The organism is Sporosarcina sp. NPDC096371 (assembly GCF_044762865.1).
Classification (GTDB): domain Bacteria; phylum Bacillota; class Bacilli; order Bacillales_A; family Planococcaceae; genus Sporosarcina.
The window spans coordinates 13337-31784 of the sequence record NZ_JBIWFE010000006.1; the positions used below are offsets into that span (position 1 = coordinate 13337).

The 18448-nt window shown below is 38.2% G+C and carries 19 protein-coding genes and 3 pseudogenes; 16 read left to right on the plus strand and 6 right to left on the minus strand.

Going from position 1 to position 18448, the window contains the following annotated elements; translation table 11 throughout:
* The 3 genes and pseudogenes from ACIQ0H_RS15655 (at nt 1) to ACIQ0H_RS15665 (ending at nt 2422) form a co-directional block, all read left to right on the plus strand.
* Nucleotides 1-1572 carry a SagB family peptide dehydrogenase gene (locus ACIQ0H_RS15655; protein ID WP_403416611.1) on the plus strand — a complete coding sequence of 524 codons (1572 nt, stop codon included), beginning with the start codon at nt 1-3 and terminating at the stop codon, nt 1570-1572.
* 66 nt (nt 1573-1638) lie between these two features.
* Nucleotides 1639-1842, plus strand: a pseudogene (locus ACIQ0H_RS15660) (DUF2935 domain-containing protein); the annotation flags it as partial.
* Between the two features lie 152 nt (nt 1843-1994).
* Nucleotides 1995-2422: pseudogene (locus ACIQ0H_RS15665) on the plus strand (winged helix-turn-helix transcriptional regulator).
* Between the two features lie 654 nt (nt 2423-3076).
* On the opposite strand, the gene hpaB reads toward ACIQ0H_RS15665, so the two are convergent.
* Nucleotides 3077-4528, minus strand: a complete 1452-nt coding sequence (hpaB, locus tag ACIQ0H_RS15670; protein WP_403416613.1) for a 4-hydroxyphenylacetate 3-monooxygenase, oxygenase component — start codon at nt 4526-4528, stop codon at nt 3077-3079.
* 708 nt (nt 4529-5236) lie between these two features.
* Here hpaB and ACIQ0H_RS15675 point away from each other — a divergent pair.
* The 6 genes from ACIQ0H_RS15675 (at nt 5237) to ACIQ0H_RS15700 (ending at nt 10492) form a co-directional block, all read left to right on the plus strand.
* Nucleotides 5237-5776 carry a hypothetical protein gene (locus tag ACIQ0H_RS15675; RefSeq protein ID WP_403416616.1) on the plus strand — a complete coding sequence of 180 codons (540 nt, stop codon included), beginning with the start codon at nt 5237-5239 and terminating at the stop codon, nt 5774-5776.
* A gap of 93 nt (nt 5777-5869) precedes the next feature.
* Entirely contained in the window at nt 5870-6289 is a 420-nt protein-coding gene (locus ACIQ0H_RS15680) for a GNAT family N-acetyltransferase (protein WP_403416618.1), read from the plus strand.
* 482 nt (nt 6290-6771) lie between these two features.
* Complete coding sequence (locus ACIQ0H_RS15685) at nt 6772-7638, plus strand: GNAT family N-acetyltransferase (protein ID WP_403416621.1); 867 nt, start codon at nt 6772-6774, stop codon at nt 7636-7638.
* A gap of 536 nt (nt 7639-8174) precedes the next feature.
* Nucleotides 8175-9365 (plus strand): multidrug effflux MFS transporter, encoded by a 1191-nt coding sequence (locus tag ACIQ0H_RS15690; protein WP_403416623.1) that lies wholly within the window; start codon nt 8175-8177, stop codon nt 9363-9365.
* 361 nt (nt 9366-9726) lie between these two features.
* Nucleotides 9727-10005 (plus strand): ArsR/SmtB family transcription factor, encoded by a 279-nt coding sequence (locus ACIQ0H_RS15695; protein WP_403416626.1) that lies wholly within the window; start codon nt 9727-9729, stop codon nt 10003-10005.
* A gap of 103 nt (nt 10006-10108) precedes the next feature.
* Nucleotides 10109-10492 (plus strand): VOC family protein, encoded by a 384-nt coding sequence (locus ACIQ0H_RS15700; protein ID WP_403416629.1) that lies wholly within the window; start codon nt 10109-10111, stop codon nt 10490-10492.
* A gap of 282 nt (nt 10493-10774) precedes the next feature.
* Here ACIQ0H_RS15700 and ACIQ0H_RS15705 read toward each other — a convergent pair whose 3' ends face one another.
* Nucleotides 10775-11104, minus strand: coding sequence for a DUF3889 domain-containing protein (locus tag ACIQ0H_RS15705; protein WP_403416631.1), 330 nt, complete (start codon nt 11102-11104; stop codon nt 10775-10777).
* A gap of 225 nt (nt 11105-11329) precedes the next feature.
* Between ACIQ0H_RS15705 and ACIQ0H_RS15710 the strand changes: the two genes are divergently transcribed.
* From ACIQ0H_RS15710 to ACIQ0H_RS15725, 4 genes and pseudogenes are all read left to right on the plus strand, one after another.
* Entirely contained in the window at nt 11330-11797 is a 468-nt protein-coding gene (locus ACIQ0H_RS15710) for a GNAT family N-acetyltransferase (protein WP_403416633.1), read from the plus strand.
* Nucleotides 11798-11831: 34 nt separating this feature from the next.
* The gene (locus tag ACIQ0H_RS15715) at nt 11832-12836 is read left to right on the plus strand and encodes an asparaginase (protein WP_403416635.1); all 1005 of its coding nucleotides are present in this window, start codon (nt 11832-11834) and stop codon (nt 12834-12836) included.
* Nucleotides 12837-12863: 27 nt separating this feature from the next.
* Nucleotides 12864-13559, plus strand: coding sequence for a copper homeostasis protein CutC (locus tag ACIQ0H_RS15720; RefSeq protein ID WP_403416638.1), 696 nt, complete (start codon nt 12864-12866; stop codon nt 13557-13559).
* 82 nt (nt 13560-13641) lie between these two features.
* Nucleotides 13642-14529 (plus strand): annotated as a pseudogene (locus ACIQ0H_RS15725) (aminoglycoside phosphotransferase family protein).
* A gap of 241 nt (nt 14530-14770) precedes the next feature.
* On the opposite strand, the gene ACIQ0H_RS15730 reads toward ACIQ0H_RS15725, so the two are convergent.
* Nucleotides 14771-15043 carry a DUF2277 domain-containing protein gene (locus ACIQ0H_RS15730; protein ID WP_403416640.1) on the minus strand — a complete coding sequence of 91 codons (273 nt, stop codon included), beginning with the start codon at nt 15041-15043 and terminating at the stop codon, nt 14771-14773.
* 125 nt (nt 15044-15168) lie between these two features.
* On the opposite strand from ACIQ0H_RS15730, the gene ACIQ0H_RS15735 reads away from it, so the two are divergent.
* From ACIQ0H_RS15735 to ACIQ0H_RS15745, 3 genes are all read left to right on the plus strand, one after another.
* Nucleotides 15169-15795 (plus strand): LysE family translocator, encoded by a 627-nt coding sequence (locus ACIQ0H_RS15735; RefSeq protein WP_403417166.1) that lies wholly within the window; start codon nt 15169-15171, stop codon nt 15793-15795.
* Between the two features lie 161 nt (nt 15796-15956).
* Entirely contained in the window at nt 15957-16262 is a 306-nt protein-coding gene (locus tag ACIQ0H_RS15740; RefSeq protein WP_403416643.1) for a hypothetical protein, read from the plus strand.
* Nucleotides 16263-16266: 4 nt separating this feature from the next.
* Complete coding sequence (locus ACIQ0H_RS15745) at nt 16267-16818, plus strand: GNAT family N-acetyltransferase (protein WP_403416645.1); 552 nt, start codon at nt 16267-16269, stop codon at nt 16816-16818.
* 127 nt (nt 16819-16945) lie between these two features.
* Here ACIQ0H_RS15745 and ACIQ0H_RS15750 read toward each other — a convergent pair whose 3' ends face one another.
* From ACIQ0H_RS15750 to ACIQ0H_RS15760, 3 genes are read right to left on the minus strand one after another with little or no spacing between them, the layout of a single operon-like run.
* Nucleotides 16946-17293, minus strand: a complete 348-nt coding sequence (locus ACIQ0H_RS15750) for a DMT family transporter (protein WP_403416648.1) — start codon at nt 17291-17293, stop codon at nt 16946-16948.
* Between the two features lie 25 nt (nt 17294-17318).
* Nucleotides 17319-17642 (minus strand): DMT family transporter, encoded by a 324-nt coding sequence (locus tag ACIQ0H_RS15755; protein ID WP_403416649.1) that lies wholly within the window; start codon nt 17640-17642, stop codon nt 17319-17321.
* A gap of 12 nt (nt 17643-17654) precedes the next feature.
* Nucleotides 17655-18194 (minus strand): TetR/AcrR family transcriptional regulator, encoded by a 540-nt coding sequence (locus ACIQ0H_RS15760; protein WP_403416652.1) that lies wholly within the window; start codon nt 18192-18194, stop codon nt 17655-17657.
* Nucleotides 18195-18448: the final 254 nt, after the last annotated feature.

Genomic DNA, 18448 nt, shown 5'->3' on the forward strand with positions numbered 1-18448 from the left:
ATGAATCTTGAGGCATTTCTGTACAATCTCCATTTTGATATTGACAAGGCAAGCCCGCCAAACTGGGAAGTGGATTGGGATGATGCACCGCTTACGTATAAGCTCTACCGTGGCTTACCTGTGATTCCGCTTTCTTTAGAAGTACCGTTGACGCTTAAGAGGATGGAAGTAACTGAAAAGCTTGACCTAAGCAAAATCGGTCATTTTCTCTGGTATGTCTTTGGTCTAACTCAATTTAGCGAGTCTATGATGAACATAAATTTCAGCGATCAAGACATGGACCTAATACAGTCGAAACGGCGGTTTGTTCCTTCCGGTGGGGCGCTGTATCCAAACGAATTGTACGTTTATTTGAAGATAGAGAATTTGCCTGCCGGTGTTTACCATTATGATGTAGCACATCATCGCTTAGTGTTGCTGCGAGAAGGAAATTTCGATTCATATCTATCCCGGGCACTTGGTAACCGCTGTGACATATCCGATTGTTTTGGTACTGTTTTTGTAACAACAATGTTTTGGAAAAATTTTTTTAAATACAATAACTTTGCCTACCGTCTTCAAGGGTTGGATGCTGGTGTGCTGATTGGACAATTACTGGAAGTAGCAAAATCTTTTGGCTTGGCAACTGGAGTATACTTCCAATTCCTTGATCGGGCCATCAACCACCTGCTTGGGCTTTCAGAACAAGAGGAGAGTGTGTATGCGGTGGTTCCCCTATCGGCGGAATCAACAAGCTGCTTCAACAGAATTAACATAGATGGGGATGACTCTGCCACTGAATTATGCCAAGAGTTGACAGCAATTCAGTCTACTCATTACGTCCAATCACGAAGGGTTAGAGAGTTTCCGATGTTAACTAAGATGAATGAAGCGTCTATGTTGGAATCAACGAGATCGTTTCGGCAGATCAAGGAGGAGCAAATAAATTGTGAGGGTCAAACGGTGACTCTGCCTTATGTGAAGCAATTGTCGTATGATTTGGCGTCGGTCTGCCGAAAGCGATTTTCACCGGACATAGATTTCGTTTTGGGAAAGGTAAGTCAACTGCAGCTTGCCACACTGCTTAAGAGCGCGATGGATTCCTTCTCGTATATAAATGATTTGGATGGAGTTCAAAAGAAACAGAAGTCCCGTGTCTCACTTTACGGATGTTTGTATAATGTCGAGGGCATTCCGAATGGTGCCTATCACTATGACAGCTCTGCCCATGCGTTACGTCGAGTACAACTCGGAGATCAGCGATTACGGTTACAGCACGGAATGTCTGGAGGTAATGTAAATATGTTCCAAGTGCCACTTTGTCTACATGTGGCAGGAGACAAAAATTATTTCAAAACGGAAATGGGATACAGAGGATATCGCATCCAACAAATAGAAGTTGGTATGCTGGTGCAAAGATTCCTGCTAGTCGCGTCAGCCCTCGGATTCGGAGGGCACCCACTCCTCGGGTTTGATGCGAACATATGTGATGAGATATACAAGCTGAGTCCACAAGGGAAAACCAGCCTTATCCAAATCCCGACAGGTCCGTATCGACGCCGTCCTTGGTTAAGTGGAAGTCTGCATAGTTAAGTAAGTGGTAATACCTCAATTTCCTTTTAGGAGTTGAGGTTATTTTTTGTTCAGATAATTCAAATTCCACTTCCGGTTGATCATGTAAGCAGGGAAGTACATTATTTTAGGAAACGTTAAATTGAATTAAATGAAGGGAAGTAAAAAGCCCTCGTTGAAGCAATCATCAAGGAGAATGTATTCTTTTTAAGAATCATGGCTGACCATGTTTTCCGAGAAGCGAAACATTTTCTTGAAATAATTGACTTATTTGAGGAACACTTTATAGAAAAAAACACAACCACGATAATATATATTGGGCTTCATTCTACATACGGTTTTCTACTTTGTGAAGAGTGCACTTTTTTTGTGCGGAGGTTACCAAAAGGTTATTTATATGAAAGGGAGTTAGCTGCGTGTCGGATAAATTATGGGAATAGGTAATAAAGAGAATATTAAATCATGTTTATCATTGTGAAAAAGAACTTATCTTATCAAATATTAGTGAGAAATGGAAAGTTGTTATTTTGTGGCGTTTAGGGGTAGAAGGACCCCGTCGATTCAGCGAACTCCAAAGATTTTTTTCGAAAATATCTCACAAAATATTAACAAAACAATGACGTGAACTGATCGAAGAGGGAATTGTTCATAGAGAAGTCTGTCTAGAAGTTCCTCCGAAAGTTGAATACTCAATGACTGAACTGGGATGACGTTATTACCAATTGTTGAGAAGAGGTATGAATGGGGAAATCGAGAATGGAGCAAATTAATCGAGAACATAATAATTTTGAAGAAAGAAAATAATAAAGTCTTTTCATCCTACGGGAGCTTTGCCATTCACCAGCCAATATTTCAAACAAATACTTTTTGAAAGAGATTGAACTGGTTAAGTCGAATTTGCAAAAGTTAAACCTCCTATTACTAAATATAGGAGGTTTTTGTACGCTTGACAGCGCTCTTCTCTAACAGGTGAATATCCCTAACATGCAATAGTTGCGGAAATGTATATATGTGTGTAGTGCAGGTATCTTGAGGTTCTATGTGGGGGGCCGGAAGGCAAAACTCGGAACAGATAGCATATACTCTGTTGGCTAGCAGGATAGGATAACCTTGCAACAGCTGTGAATGTCCAAAAACGGTGCCTGTATTTCACACATGCAGAAGGCGACTAACGGGCAGGTTAATTGAACTAGGATTTGAATAGAAGAACAAAATTAAATAACATTTAACCTTGAGTGAAAGGGAAGTTTTTTATTACAGAGAAATTCACAAGTATTATTAGGGTTTTATGAAAAATTAGGTCTTATACTTAATAAAAGATAATAAAGCAGTTTTATTGAATTAAAGAAGAAGAGAGTTGGATTGGTTTATAGGATTTAAAGAAAGCAAAAATATTGGTAAAAGAGCATAGAATCATTGCAAATATAATAGAACGCTCAATGTATAAAAAGATTGAGCGTAGTATTTTGATCCTAAAAAGGAATTATTTAACCTGTATTCATTTAAGACAATAATTGAACTTCTATTACTCCTCTTTTTTTAGATTTAAGAAATTACTAATTACCTTTACATATTCATTTTTTGGATATTTCTTATATAAATCGCTTGATAATCGAATCGGGTCGCCAAAAAAGTATCGCTCATATTGGGTTTGTCTTGTTCCAAATGAACTCATTGTTAGATCCCAAGCTAAACGAAATATTTTTACTCGTTCCTCTGCGGTTTTAGTTGCTCCTTGAAGATATAAATCTAAGTCATTTCTAACGATAGAATGAAATGCTTTTTCGGTTGGCAACGTAATCATTCCACTAGCTCCGATTAGCTGGATAATTTCAGTGAAACGAGGATAGATTTTAGGAAAGATGTTACCAGCAACTTGAAGCGGGAAAATTTCTGGCCGCATATATCCCCATTCATCTAATTCTGCATTATTTTCCGATTTTTCTAACAGGGATTTCATCGTTTCTAGCCCAATGATGATTTCTGACATCTTTTCTTGGATATGTTGATACTCGCTTATTTTAATCGTTTCGATAAGAAGCTCAGCAATACCTAAGATGAACTCTGTTTTTACAATTTGTCTAGTCAATACTTGGTGCTTAGTAAAGGGATGGAATGAGCTTTGAATTGGGAAATCTTCGGCTACTTCCGCATTGTTGTAATAAAATACCCTATTCCAAGGTACTAATACATTGTCAAAGACAACGATAGAATCCATTTCTTCGAACCTCGAGCTTAATGGATGATTAAAAGAAGATTGACCTCCGATGAATGTATCCCTACATATAAACTTTATTCCTTTCGTGTTAGAAGGGATAGAAAAAGCAAAAGCTTCATCTTCATTAAATAGAAATTTACCAACACTAAATACTAATACTTCATCTGTTAAACCACCCTGCGTAGCAAGAAGACGGGCACCTTTAATGATAATGCCTTCTTCATTTTTATCAATAACTTTTGCAGCGATTGGCTCATCGGTATTTTCAATGTAGATATGAGAACGATTCACTTGAGGAGAAATAAAGGTATGCGTAAACGATAGGTCATTTTCCCTAGAAAATTTATAAAATGCTTGTAGATTATTTGGAAAACAATTGTCCTTATTTTTTAAGAAGGATACCGATGAAGCAAAGCTCATTAAAACTGTGTTCAAATAATCTGGGCTTCTGCCCATGATACCCCCTGAATACCTAGCCCAATGTTCAGTCATCTTTCTTCTTCTTATCAAGTCCTCTTTCGTTTTTGGTTGCAAATAGGAAAGACCAATAGGTTCTCCTGATACCGGGGAAATAAAAGTCATCTCATCTTTTATTTTTGGGTCATGTTGCATATCATAAAGAGCCGCTTTTGACTGAATCAGTCCCTTAAAGGCAGGTTGTTCAGAGAGCAACCCCTCAATTTTTTCACCGTCGTACCAAATTTCATTATTTAGCTGATTTAATCGGTTAATAAAATCTTTTCCATTAATAGTCCCCATGTTTCACTCCCCAATTTAAATAGATATTTATTAAAAATATTTGATTATAGCTGATTTAACAAATTAAGTCATTCAATATTTTATTACTATTACTAAAATTAATCTATGTAAATAGAGCATGCTAATATTCCTTTTTCAACTTACGTGGCAGCATTCCTGTTTGAAGGATGTTCGGGGTCTTGAAAGAAAAAGAGCCCTCTGGTCTTTCGAGGAAACTCATCGTTTTCTGAGTGCTAGTAAGGATGAACATCATTATTTGACATTCCTATTGGCAATTTATACAGGGATGAGAAGGGGGGAGGTACTGGGATTAAAGTGTAATGATACTGATTAGAAAAACGAGCATGAAGTAAATCTTTAAATGAATTTCCTTAAATAAGTAGTTTAGTGTAAACTGAATTTATAGAATTAATCAAAGTGATATATGGAAGTTTGCGGAAAAATGTACTTCAACTAACGGGGTTAGTTGAAGAGAGTTGGCTAACTTGTGTTCAACAATCGGGCCATTATCTGGAATATAAAAGGGAACCTATTATAGTTAACGAATAATACTTTATAGGCGATATTAAAATGCAATTTCTTAATTATGCTAATGAGGGGGTGGTGAAGTTGCAACAAGCAAAGCGTCTAGCTGATGAATTTTTAACTGATAGGGGTATTACATTAGGTGATAAAGGGTTTCAATCAGATTAGCGATTAATAGAAACTGTGCCTAATGGCAACATTGTTTTTTACCACTTTACCCATGAAGATAGGTTGGAATACATTTTTAGTAATGAAAATGGGCTGTGTTCTTATCGAGGGGTTGCTTGTCCTAAACCACCAATAGAATTCAAAGGATGTCATCTTATAGAAGGATTTCTTCAACCACTTCCACAATGGCTAACTGAGAACTTTTACTTCGGTGATCTTGGTATTAAATTAGTTCAGAACTATATCGGTAATGTACTTTTACGGGTTGAAATCCCCTTAGATTTTCCGGGAATTTATATAGTAGATTACGCACATATATTAGAATGGTTGTACTTTGATGAGAATGGAAATTCTTCACTAGGGTTGGGTTATCAATGTCAAACAGGGTACGAAGTTACACAATCCTACGTAAATTCCTACATTTCAATTAAAGATTACACAGGGGGGCATATCGCTCCAGTTGTTCAAGTACTAAGAGAAGATAAGGGATTAACCATTCCTAATAGGTATATTTCAATATCTAATGTTCAACCGTTATCGGGCGTGATTGTTTAATAAGCGTCTCTGTCCTTATTAAACTAACGCAGCAGTTTAGTTGAACAAGGAAATATATTAACAAAGTCAAATTTCAGTAAGGGGAACTTTAATATGGAATCTTTGGTTAAGTCTCAATTAAACGATTTAGATGAAATAGTGAATATCGATAGAGAAGTAATAGGTAGTGATAGCAGACGAAAATACATAAAAAAAGCTATTGAGGAAGAAAGATGTATAGCTATTAAAAACGAGTTCTCATTTATAGGATTTTTAATTTTTGATATTCATTTTTTTGATTGTAGCTTTATATCACTGATAATAGTTAAACCGACTGAAAGACGAAAAGGATATGCAACATCCCTTATGGAATATTTTGTGAGCATATCGCCTACTAAGAAAATATTCTCTTCAACCAATCAATCGAATAAAAGAATGCAGGAAGTATTTGAAGAAAATGGATTTATACAAAGTGGATTTGTTGAAAATTTAGACGAAGGAGATCCAGAGATAATTTACTTTAAATCAACATAAGTAATTTTAAGTTGCTCAACTAACTAGGTGCTTTACTTAAAGATCATTGAGCTTCTAAGACGGCTCTTTTTTCTTATTGAACTAACGGGGGGAGGTTAGTTCAAGAGTGTTGTTTAACTGCATTGCGATTTCAGATTAAAGTTCTTGATGGATGGGCTGTGTTAGCATAGAGCAGTTAGTCCAATATGGAAAAGTAGAAGTGAACAATTGACCAGTAAGATATTAAGATCACTTGTTTATGCCTAACACTTAACCAGTTTGACTAACTTCATTTTAAAACTATATTCCTACTATCAAAAGTAGCCTTATTGTTAAAGCTTTTTTATGGCTTAAATAGGCTTTGGCAGCAGGATAGTCAAAGTGTTAGTTGAAAGATCTAAACAAAGCTTTAAATCTGAATAAATTTGTAAGTTAGACAGATTATCAAGGAAAATATTTATCATAAGATGTTTCTTATTTCATTAAAAAAGTGAGGGTAAGCCATGAACATTTCGTATAAATTGATGTCTTCATTAAGCTTTGAAGAAGCGCATGTCCTTTTTAATCGTGGTTTTGAAGGCTATTTAGTGCCAATGAATTTACCTTTTGATACATTTGTAAGTCGTTTTGGCAATGAGGGGTTATCTCCAGCATTATCCATCGTTGCATATGATGGAACAGATCCAATCGGCTTTGTGCTCCAAGGAATTAGAGAAGTAGATGGTCAAAAGATTTCTTGGAATGGTGGAACAGGTATTATTCGAGAATACAGGGGGAGGAAATTAGGTTCTTCCTTGATGGAGGAAGCGGAAAAACTCATAAAGGAACATAATGTTTCTGTAGCAACTTTAGAGGCACTTTCTGAAAATAAGGCAGCTATATCTTTATATGAAAAGTGTGGTTACAAAGTAGAGGACGATTTACTCTTTTTACGTGCAAATGAAATTTTAGATAGTAATTTACCGGATCTTGACGGTTTTGAAATTATAAGAATTCCCGCTACCCAATCTATTGGATCAGATTTATTTCCAACTATCGTCCCTTGGCAAACGGCTGCTAGTAACACGCCAAAATTAGGTGGAGAAGCTGTGAGGATTTCAACGAATGGAGAGGTGCAGGCAGCTTGTCTTATTCGAAAAAAATGTGTGTTTGGCAATAAGACGGAAAGCATTACTTTATTTCAGGTGAAGGAAAACGGGAATGAAGATGCTCTAAACAAACTCCTTGCTTACGCATTAGAATATGACCAATCTATCGATCGTACAACTTATAACTTCTTAAAAGGAAATGGTCGTGTAGTTTCATCTTTACTGGCAAGCGGTTTTGAAAATACTCCAATATCACAAGTATTTATGACGAAAATTATCTGAAGTATCCGGTCGATCATCCGAAAGAGTGAATGGACTGGTTGCTTTTTAGTTTTGCGGTCACCTATACAAAACACGTAATTTGATTGTAGCAACGATTAGATAACCCATTTAAATGATTCTTTTACTTCATACTCAAATACTTACAGGCTCATTAAATAAATCTAGGAGCTTGTTGGGGTTGTCCTTGTACGCAAACTTAAAGTTGTAGCAAAGAGCTTTATCATATTACCTACCGTAAGGGGCACTCACTTTTGCTACACATACACAACGCTCCTACCGAAATTTGTAAATGCGTCACGCCATACCAAACGACTGATTATTCAATCGTTCCATTAACAGGCAGGTTTTAAAAAAGATTAACTGTTTATAAAAAAGTTGCACCGTTTTCACCCTTTGGTTGGTATAATTTTCATGTATTTTATTTAGAAGGAAGTGAATTCATGAGTGATTTAGAAAAAATCAAACTCGTGAAGCCACCATTTCCCAAGCTACGATGTTTTTCTTTCAAACCTATAATTATCTAGGAGAGGATTATTTTGAAGAAAAACATCGGAAACAATACACCTAGCTTATTATTACTGATTATATTAGTAGGCTTCCCACAAATTAGTGAAACGATTTTTAGTCCATCATTACCTTCAATCGCAGAAGCGTTTGAAACGTCTATGAGTGATGCACAGCTTACTATGAGTGTGTACTTTATCGCTTTTGCCTTCGGAGTATTTTTCTTTGGGCGTTTATCCGATAAAATCGGTCGTCGCAAGGCAATGCTTTATGGGCTGTTTTTATATTTTGTTGGTAACGTACTTTGTTTAGTAGCAAATGAAATGGCGGTTTTATTAGTCGCGCGCTTTATTCAAGCGTTTGGCGCAAGTGTTGGCTCTGTCGTGACACAAACGATTTTACGCGAAAGATTTTCTGGTGTTGAACTTCATAAATTGTTTGCTCAAATTTCAGCGGCACTTGCCTTCACACCTGCCATTGGCCCGTTAATCGGTGGCTTTACCGATTATTATTTCGGCTTTAAAGTCGTATTTTTGGTGCTAATTGCTATGAGCGTTATTGTATTTTGCTATGCGTTTTTACGCTTACCTGAAACAGCGCTTACTACAATCGAAATGAAGCCTATACTACCAATAGTGAAGCGCATGATTACAAATACACGTCTATGGCGCTACGGCATCTTAATTGGCGGTATTAACGGTGTATTATTTAGCTATTATACCGAAGCCCCATTTATTTTCACTCAATACTTTACACTAACAAGTGCGATGTATGGTTTTTTAGGCATTATCGTTGCGCTCGCTTCTATCGCGGGTGCGATGCTATCTAAACGACTCGTTAGCCACACAAAACCTGAGAAGATTATCGTACGCGGGTTAGCCATTTTCCTCATAGGAACATCGCTCGCTACATCGGTACATTTTTTACCGATTTCATTGCAAATGCCAACTATGATTGTTAGTGTGTTCATTATTTTATTTGGTACAGGTACCGCTTTACCAAACTGTTTAAGCTTAGCACTCTCTGACTTTCAAGACGTCATTGGTTCTGCGGGTGCGATATTTAGCTTAGTTTATTATTTACTCGTCAGCGCTACAATCTATGTTATGAGCATTTTCCATAACGGAACAGTCCTTGCGATGCCACTCTATTTTTTAGCATTAGGGATTGTTATGCTTTTAATCAGCTTACCGTTACTTTATAAAAAAAATGCGATGTATTGAATAATGTCGCGATTTTTTATAAAGTTGCAACGTTTTAAAAAAATAATTGCTTGACCCTCATGCTACGTAATAGGAGTCACTATATTTTAAATGATGGTGTTGAATTGGGTTTTAACACCATCTTTTTTGTTTCTCTGTAATGAAGTTTGATAAAAGGTGTTTATAAATTTAATTAGTGTGTTAATCCAATGATAGGATTAATGCACTTTTTTGTTGAATTACAGTTTAAATTTCTATATTGGATCAAACTACTACTATGCGACTTTAACTTGTTAAGTTTACATGATAAGGTTTCTTTTTCGCGCAACCGTACAGTTGCTTATGCTTGACGAGCAACCGAATAGTTGCTTATACTTGATATATGAATACGGACAAAGACGCTATATTCAAAGCACTCAGCGATTCTACTCGGCGGCTTATATTAGACGAACTATCCGAACGCAACGAGCTGACGTTGTATGAACTTACGGTACGTCTCATTATGAAGCACGATCTATCCATTTCGCGACAGGCGATAGCCAAACATCTTTCTGCATTGGAAAATGCGGGGCTTGTAAAATCAGAACGAAAGGGGAAATATCGGGTACTTATATTCGATAACGAACCACTTGAAAATTTGTTGAAAGGATGGATAGATTAATTTTATTGAAAAAATATCAGCCGAACGTAAGGATTTTTCTGCTTGTTGTCAGATTGTAAGCAGAGTAGCATACGTTGTAAATATCAAAGGAGACGAAGAAATTATGAAAATCATTGTAACGAGTCTATTCGTTCAAGATCAAGACAAAGCACTGGAATTTTATACGGAAAAGCTGGGATTTGTAAAAAAACATGACGTTCCCATGGGGAAATTCAGGTGGATTACACTTGTTTCACCTGATGATCATGGTGGAACCGAGCTTTTACTTGAACCCAATGACCATCCTGCTGCTAAAGAGTATCAAGAGAAGATATTTGCCGAAGGCATCCCAGCAACAATGTTTGGCGTTGCAGATATTCATAAAGAGTACGAGCGATTATTGGAAAACGGCGTGAAGTTTACAATGGAGCCGACAAAAATGGGCGAAGTCACAATAGCTGTACTCGATGATACAAGCGGCAACCTAATTCAAATCATACAGCAGTAAATTTATGTCGACTTCGTTGTTCTGAGATGAGTTATGAACCACTTGAAAAATGTCGTACCGTTGTACCCCCTTTGGTTATGAGTTTCCAAGGGGGGTGTTTTTTGTCGAAAAGAAATATTGCTATAAGAACGGCTATATGGGAAGTTTAAGATAAAACGGAAGTACTGGTACCGTTTAACATAGGATAGGGGCATAGTAGGAAAGGCTGGGATTCGGAAGGCAATGGTTCGAAATTGCAGTCGCATTTATCCTTATCATGTATTCGGGGGTATGAGTGCTGGCTCATCTGGAGGTTTCTTGAAATTCAATCTTTACTACTTTTTCAGTTTCAGTCGTATACTCAATTCTTATAAAGACCCCGAATTCGTGATTATCATCTTTTAGCCAAAGCTTAAACTTTTCAATTGTTGAATCCTCATTAGATTCGCTGCCTTCATGCAGGTAGTCAATGATATGCGCGTTCGGATATTTTGCTTGTGTTTCTTTCATAGCGAGCTTCCCCCATTTAGCATAGGTTGGAACTTCTTGTGGAGTTTGTGCAATAGCCGGGATAGATGCCGGTACTGAATGAGCTGTAATTATGACACCAAGTGCAATAACTGTTTTTTTCATAATGAATGTCATCTCCTTTTCTATAGGATGGGGCATTTGCTTAAAATTATTCTATAATAAATCGAGTTATAGGATTGGTGAAAATCAGGAGAGTTTAACTTAGGACAACTGGCTTGTTTGATAAGGAACATTAAATAAAGATTGATAATAAATAACCTCTTCGAGTATTATATTCGATAGAGGTTATTTTTTTACTTTTTAGATATTTGGAAAGGATTAAAATCTATGAAACTACATTTTTATCAACCAGAGTTTGATAAGCATATCGAAGAATACATATTAACGGATGAACAATTACAATTTACGGGCATACCAAAAGAAGCTATTGAATTTTCAAAAGCGGAAGCTAATCATTATCCGATTTTAGCAATAGAAAACGAACAATTGGTCACTTTTTTTGCCTTACATTCATGTGAGGGAGTTAAACCCTATTCGGCCAATGATAACGCCATACTGATCCGAACTTTTTCAACTGATTTTCATCATCAACGTAAAGGCTATGCTCATCAGGTATTGATGCTTATACCTGAATTTGTCAATACCCATTTCGCGAGCATTAATGAGATGGTTCTTGCTGTAAATGTGAAAAACGAAGCAGCACAAGCATTATATAAAAAATGCGGTTTTATAGATGAAGGCGTGCGAGCGATGGGTAGAAGAGGAGAATTGATTGTTTTAAGTTATCGTTTGTAGGAAATCCCTACCTATAATGAATTGGAGGAAACCAATGAACTATTCAATACTTGTTGAAGAATATCGTGGGGACTTTTTAGAAAATGTTCATATGGGCGTTATTTGTGGCATCAATGAGGAAAGCGAGGTCATCTATTCGGTTGGTGATGAAAATCAGATGACTTTTTTACGCTCAGCGGCAAAACCATTCCAAGCCATCCCAGTCATTCAATATGGAGTAGATGACAAGTTTGGATTGACATCGAAAGAAGCTTCGTTGTTTACCGCATCGCAACGTGGGGAAAGCTATCATATCGAGGCGCTCGAGGAGATTTTACGAAAAACAGGGATTGGGGAAGACCAACTTTATTGCTGCCCTACTTATCCATTGAATGAAGATCCGAAGGCGGCGTATCATCGGCAGCATGGGAAGAAGCGCAGACTCTATCATAATTGCTCAGGGAAGCATAGTGGGTTCATGGCTTTGGCAAAAGTGCTAGGTGAAGAAGCAGACGGTTACTGGAAGTTGGACCATCCAGTTCAACAGCTGAGCCTAACGGCAATGGCTGACATGGCAAGTTATTCGAAGGACGATATTGGGATTGCGATTGATGGCTGTGGGTTTCCAGTTTTCGCGTTGCCCCTGAAGCATATTGCACAGGCCTACTTGAAACTAGCTTGTCCAGATTTGATTGAGCAACCGGAAATGAGACAGGCAGTCGTTACGATGACGGGTTATATGAATGCACATCCAGAGATGATTGCTAGTCATGATTTCATCTGTACTGTATTGTTGGCGGATTCCAATATTGTGGCTAAAGGTGGAGCGAAGGGCGTATATGGCTTTGCTTTGAAGAAGGAGCGGCTGAGTTTCGCGTTAAAAGTAATGGATGGGTCTGAACTTATTTGGCCGAATATTGTCGCTTCTATTTTAGAACAAATTGGCTATGATAATCGTGAAACAATTGAGCGTTTGTATGCACTGTCGCCCAAAGAGATTATGAATGATAATTTGATGGTTGTTGGGGAAAGAAAAAGTATGTTTGATTTACGGAAATAAACTGTATTTACAGAAGGAGTGTTCACAATGATGTTAGAAATAATAGCGACAAGTTTAGAGGATGCTATCGCAGCTGAGCGAGCAGGTGCCGATCGATTAGAGCTTTGCGCAGCCTTGACAGAAGGCGGGCTAACGCCAAGTCTAGGATTGGTGGAAGCGGTGGTACAAGGAGTCGATATTCCGGTTCATGTCATCGTGCGGCCACATAGTCGCACGTTTCAATATGATGAGAAGGATCTAGCTGTCATGCTGTCTGATATTCGTTATATCAAGCAGGCTGGAGCTGCGGGCATCGTTATTGGAGTACTAGATGAAGAGAACAAAGTGAATACCGAAGTACTGTCACGTTTGTTGTTGGAAGCTGGGGAGATGAATATCACTTTCCACCGTGCCTTTGATGAAATCGAAGATCAGTTGAAGGCGCTAGAAGTCATTGCTACGTTCCCGCAGATTCAACGAATTTTAACTTCAGGTGGACAAGCACCTGCTCCAGAAGCGGCCGAACAGCTCAAAAAGTTGGTGGACAAGTCTAAAAATACATCTGTTCGAATTTTAGCGGGGAATGGCATGAGCCCAGAAACATTAGTACCATTAGTGACAGCAACGGGATTGGAAGAAGTTCACTTTGGGTCGGCAGTCCGCGTCAATCGAAGCTTCATGCATCCAGTTGACGAGGCTGTTATTGCTGATGTAAAAAGTAATCTTCAGCGATTGGGTGAATAGCTCGTGTATTTATTTTCAGTAGTACTCTTCGAACTACCCTTGATCCATTGAATACGATTTTCAGATTCTTTAGAGGTGCTTTATGAATAATATTAACGCCGGTTTTGTGGCGAAATTAATAAAAGATCAATTTCCAAAGTGGTCAGATTTAAAGATTGAACCCGTGAAATTTAGCGAAAATGACAATCGGACTTATCATTTGGGTGAGCATATGAGTGTAAGATTACCAAGTGCAGCGTCTTTTGTTCCTCAAGTGGAGAAAGAGCAACACTGGCTGCCGATACTCAGCAAAGATCTATCTTTACCCATTTCGACACCTATAGAAATGGGCAAGCCTAGTGAAGAATATCCTTGGCCCTGGTCAGTCAACAAGTGGCTAAAGGGAGAGACCGTATCTGAAAAAAACATTCATGACCTAGATCATTTCGCCAAAGATTTAGGGGTATTTTTGAATGAATTACAATTAATTGATGCCAGCGGGGGCCCTGTAGCTGGGGCACATAACTTTTATCGTGGTGGACCACTAGCTGGATACGATGTAGAGGCTAGAGATGCCATCGAGAACAACAGTGATACTATTAATAGGAGTCTATTAATAGAAATTTAGGGACAAGCACTAGATTCAACATGGAAATCAACCCCTGTTTGGGTTCATGGTGACATTGCGCCAGGAAACTTACTTGTGAAAGATGGGAGACTTTGTACAGTTATTGACTTCGGCATTTTAGGTGTTGGAGATCCGGCTTGTGATGCTGCAATGGCTTGGACATTTTTTGATGAACGTAGTAGAAAGGTTTTTAAGCATACATTAAAAATGGACGAAGAAACATGGTATCGGGCAAGAGGATGGGCTTTATGGAAGTCACTGATCACTTATAATGCTAATAAGAACACTAACAAAGAAATCACGGAAGAATCATATCGTATTATTGAAACAATAATAGATGATTATAAACTGAAGGGAATATAAGGATTATTCTCTAAAGAAAACCTGTTGTATGGAAACATGATTAAAAGGCTGTGTCCAGCATAAGAGTTACTTTAATTCTTGGTATGGATTGTAGTAGAGTAATTGGCAAAACAATTTTTATGGTTTCGAAAGAATAATAGTAAAGGTGCCAGCATCTCAGTCAAAACTGAATCAATGAAGATGCCGGTACCTTTTATTGATTGGCGCAGGTTTTTACATACTGAATTCCTTTTTTCGATTACTATTCAGTTCTGAATCTTTTTGCAGAACGGGCACGAGCTCGTTCTGCTTCAACTTCACGATTACGAGGCTCCGCATTTGTGACAAGGCTGTTTAATAGATTTTGTGTGGCAATTGCCACTTCCGCAACGGCACGGTTAAAGGCATCCTCGTTTACTTTCGATATTTTGTTGAAGCCGGAAACCTTTCTCACATATTGAAGTGAAGCCACATAAATTTCATCATCAGTTGCTGGAGGGGAAAAGTTATATAAAGTTTTAATATTGCGGCACATACCGTACACCTCTTCTTTTTTATTTTCTTGATTGTATCATACACTTTTGAGTAACTTAAACACGCGCTTTATGCTAAAATATTTCAATAGTATTGGGAAGAATGGGAAAATTGGAGGGGGATATTATATTTACTTTTGCTACATTGAGTGCGTTCATAGTGATTGTACTTGGGCTATTTTTAATACCGGGTCCGGCCGTTTTGTTGATTGCAACGCGTACAGCTCAGAGTGGGCGTAAAGTGGGCGTCATGACTGGTCTGGGTATCGCGACGGGCGATTTGATTCATACGTTATGTGCAGCGGCGGGGCTTTCTGCTATTTTGATGACGTCTGCGCTTGCTTTTAATGTCGTTAAGTATGCAGGAGTGGCCTATTTGGTGTATTTGGGTATTCGTGCGATTTTAGAAAAGCCTTCTGATCCTCAAATGCCAAAGGTTTCTACTGTGACAAATGGCGGCGCGTACCGTCAGGCAATTGTAGTGGAAGTGTTAAATCCGAAAACAGCTCTTTTCTTTCTGGCATTTTTACCACAGTTCGTCCAGCCGGCGCAAGGCTCAACGATTGTTCAATTTTTAATCCTCGGCTTAATCTTTGTGCTGATGAGTGTGATCTACACGACGTTATTCGCCATGAGTATCGGCGTGCTTGGAAAGTTTGTTAAGCGGGTGTCTTGGATGAATCGTTGGAGTGGTAAGATTGTAGGAGCGGTTTATATTGGAATCGGATTAAAGGTGGCGATGCAGAGTCGATGATTGGCGGGCAGCAGGCGGGTGCTTGTACTCATTTTGAATGGGGTGAATACATATTGAATATTATTGCGATGCATATTTCCAACATACTCAGCCTGTAAAGTCTTATGTTTTCTTTGGGGGACTTATACTGGCTGAGCCTTATCCCAAGGAGTGTGTTGGAAGTGAAGTTACATACGAAAAACAGAAGCCGGTCTTATTATCGTCACCATCGGAACAGAGTCATTCAGCGTAAATTGAAGATTGCACGACGATTAGGCTGGCATGTACAGGACATTGGGCGTTTTGCCAAAGGAAAGGTGCATTGTTCTTGTTGGATGTGTTCTCAGAAAACGAAAAGAGATGGCTATCCACACTCGCAAGTTATTCAGTTGGAGCGCTTGCGCAGTCAGCTAGCTGATTATTTTATTGTAGATATCGAGACTCCTACTGTTTCTCAGGCTATGCAGATCGGTGTTCGAGGGGAGTAAGTCCATGGAAAAAGAGTTTCCTATAATTGAAACCAAAAGATTAATTTTAAGGCAAGTCACATTAGATGATGCCGCTGATATGTTTCACTATCTATCGGATCAAGATGTTGTGAAACCTATGGGGCTAGATCCCTTTCAAACAGTAAAAGACGTATGGGATGAAATTAAGTGGTATACAGCCATCTACGAAGAAGGCACTGGGATCAGATGGGGAATCACTCTGAAAGATTCTGGTAAGGTGATTGGAAGTTGTGGCTTTTTGAATAGGATTCCTAAACACTATCGAGCAGAAGTTGGCTATGAAGTCAGCAAAGATTATTGGGGACAAGGGATTGCAAGTGAAGCATTGGAAGCTGTTGTGCAGTATGGCTATTATCACTTACAGTTAGAAAGAATAGAGGCTTTAATTGAACCGGCTAATGTACCATCGCAAAAATTGGTAGAGAAGCAAGGCTTTAAAAAAGAAGGTTTGTTGAGACATTATGAGTTTACGCGTGGTAAATTCGATAATTTATATATGTACTCCATAATAAAGAGAGATTTCAATTCAAACTAATGCCGCTATTGTTATAAAGTACATACTTCCCTGTAATTTTTCCGTGTATTGCGAAAGGTACTAGGTTCTAGAATAATATGTAATTCAATGGGAGTCCGGTACCTCCCGCAATACAGTTCCTTTGATTTTAACTTGATGGTTCCGCCGCGTTCTCTGCCTGATCAGAAGCACTTAAGAATATAACGCCTCCGATGATTAACACTAAGCCAACTAAAGTAATCACACCAAACGGGTCTTGCCATAGCAGAACTCCAATGAGAGCTGTTGCCGCTGTGCCGATTCCTGACCAAATTGCGTAAGCTAAACTTAATGGGATGGTTTTTAGACATAATGATAAGCAGTAAAAGGCTATAACAAATCCGAAAATGACTCCGATGGAAGGGAATAGATTTGTAAATCCATCTGACAATTTCAGCATGGTTGTCCCAAATATTTCGCTGATAATAGATATCCCCAAAGCAATATAACCTTTCATACAATACCCTCCGATTTTCTATTTGTTAATTACCACTGGATAGTTTCAACACAATCACTCCACCAATGATCAAGACTAAACCTACAAACTTTTTCAGATTAAAACGTTCTTTATAAACCAATACACCGACTATTGCGGTTAAAGCTGTCCCAACACCTGACCATATGGCATAAGCTGTGCCGAGTGGTATGGTTTTAAGTGCTAAAGATAGGCAGTAAAAGGCTATGCCCATTCCAATTACTACGCCGATAGTAGGGAACAGTTTTTTGAATCCGTTGGACACCTTTAACATGGAACTGCCAAATACTTCACTTACGATGGCGACTGCCAAAATTACATATGGATTCAATTTGAATGCCTCCTATTTGGTCATTGTTTTCAATTGCTCGATGACTTGTTCACGTAGTTTTTCAGCTAGTGGCGCTAAATGAAAAAGCTCAGAGTAATATAGGCCATCTATTGCTAAGCGAATAATTGTGGCGGTTACAGGATCTATATGATCTTGCTCTACTTTGGTCTGCATATACTGATAGCTTTCGGATATATCTTCTGCTATGTCTGGATTTAACATAGAAGCAGCCAGTATGCCTACATTCAACTCGGCATTATGCTCTAAATCCCATTTTGATGCTTCAATTAGCGCACGGCACCATTTCCCTTTTTCGATGGGGTCTTTCTTAGCTTGCTCCTCGAAAGTCAATGTGAATTGTTCAAATATATGGTGTGCGACTCCTTTTAAAAGAGCTTCTTTATTGGAGAAATGATATAATAATCCGCCTTTACTAATGCCTGCTTGTTTGGCGACAGCATCCAAAGTTAAAGCATGATAATCATTTTCAAGAATGAATTCAGTGGCAGATCGTAAGATATGTTGCCGCTTTTTTTCCGCTTTTGATTCCACAAAGCTCACTCCTCATTTAAAACCGTCCAGTCGGTCTTTTTATTAGTATATAGATTAAAAGATTTTTTTGTCAATAGATTAATTGAGGAACTGATTCTTCAAACTGATAAAAAAGGTTATTTGTTAAATGGCGTTACTATTTTGATTCCAGCATCACTTCATTATCCTTTAATAAGAATAAGTGATGGGGTATTTGACATAACAAGGGAACCTGGATAATATGATAGTAGAATGAAAAGGAGCGATAGACATGG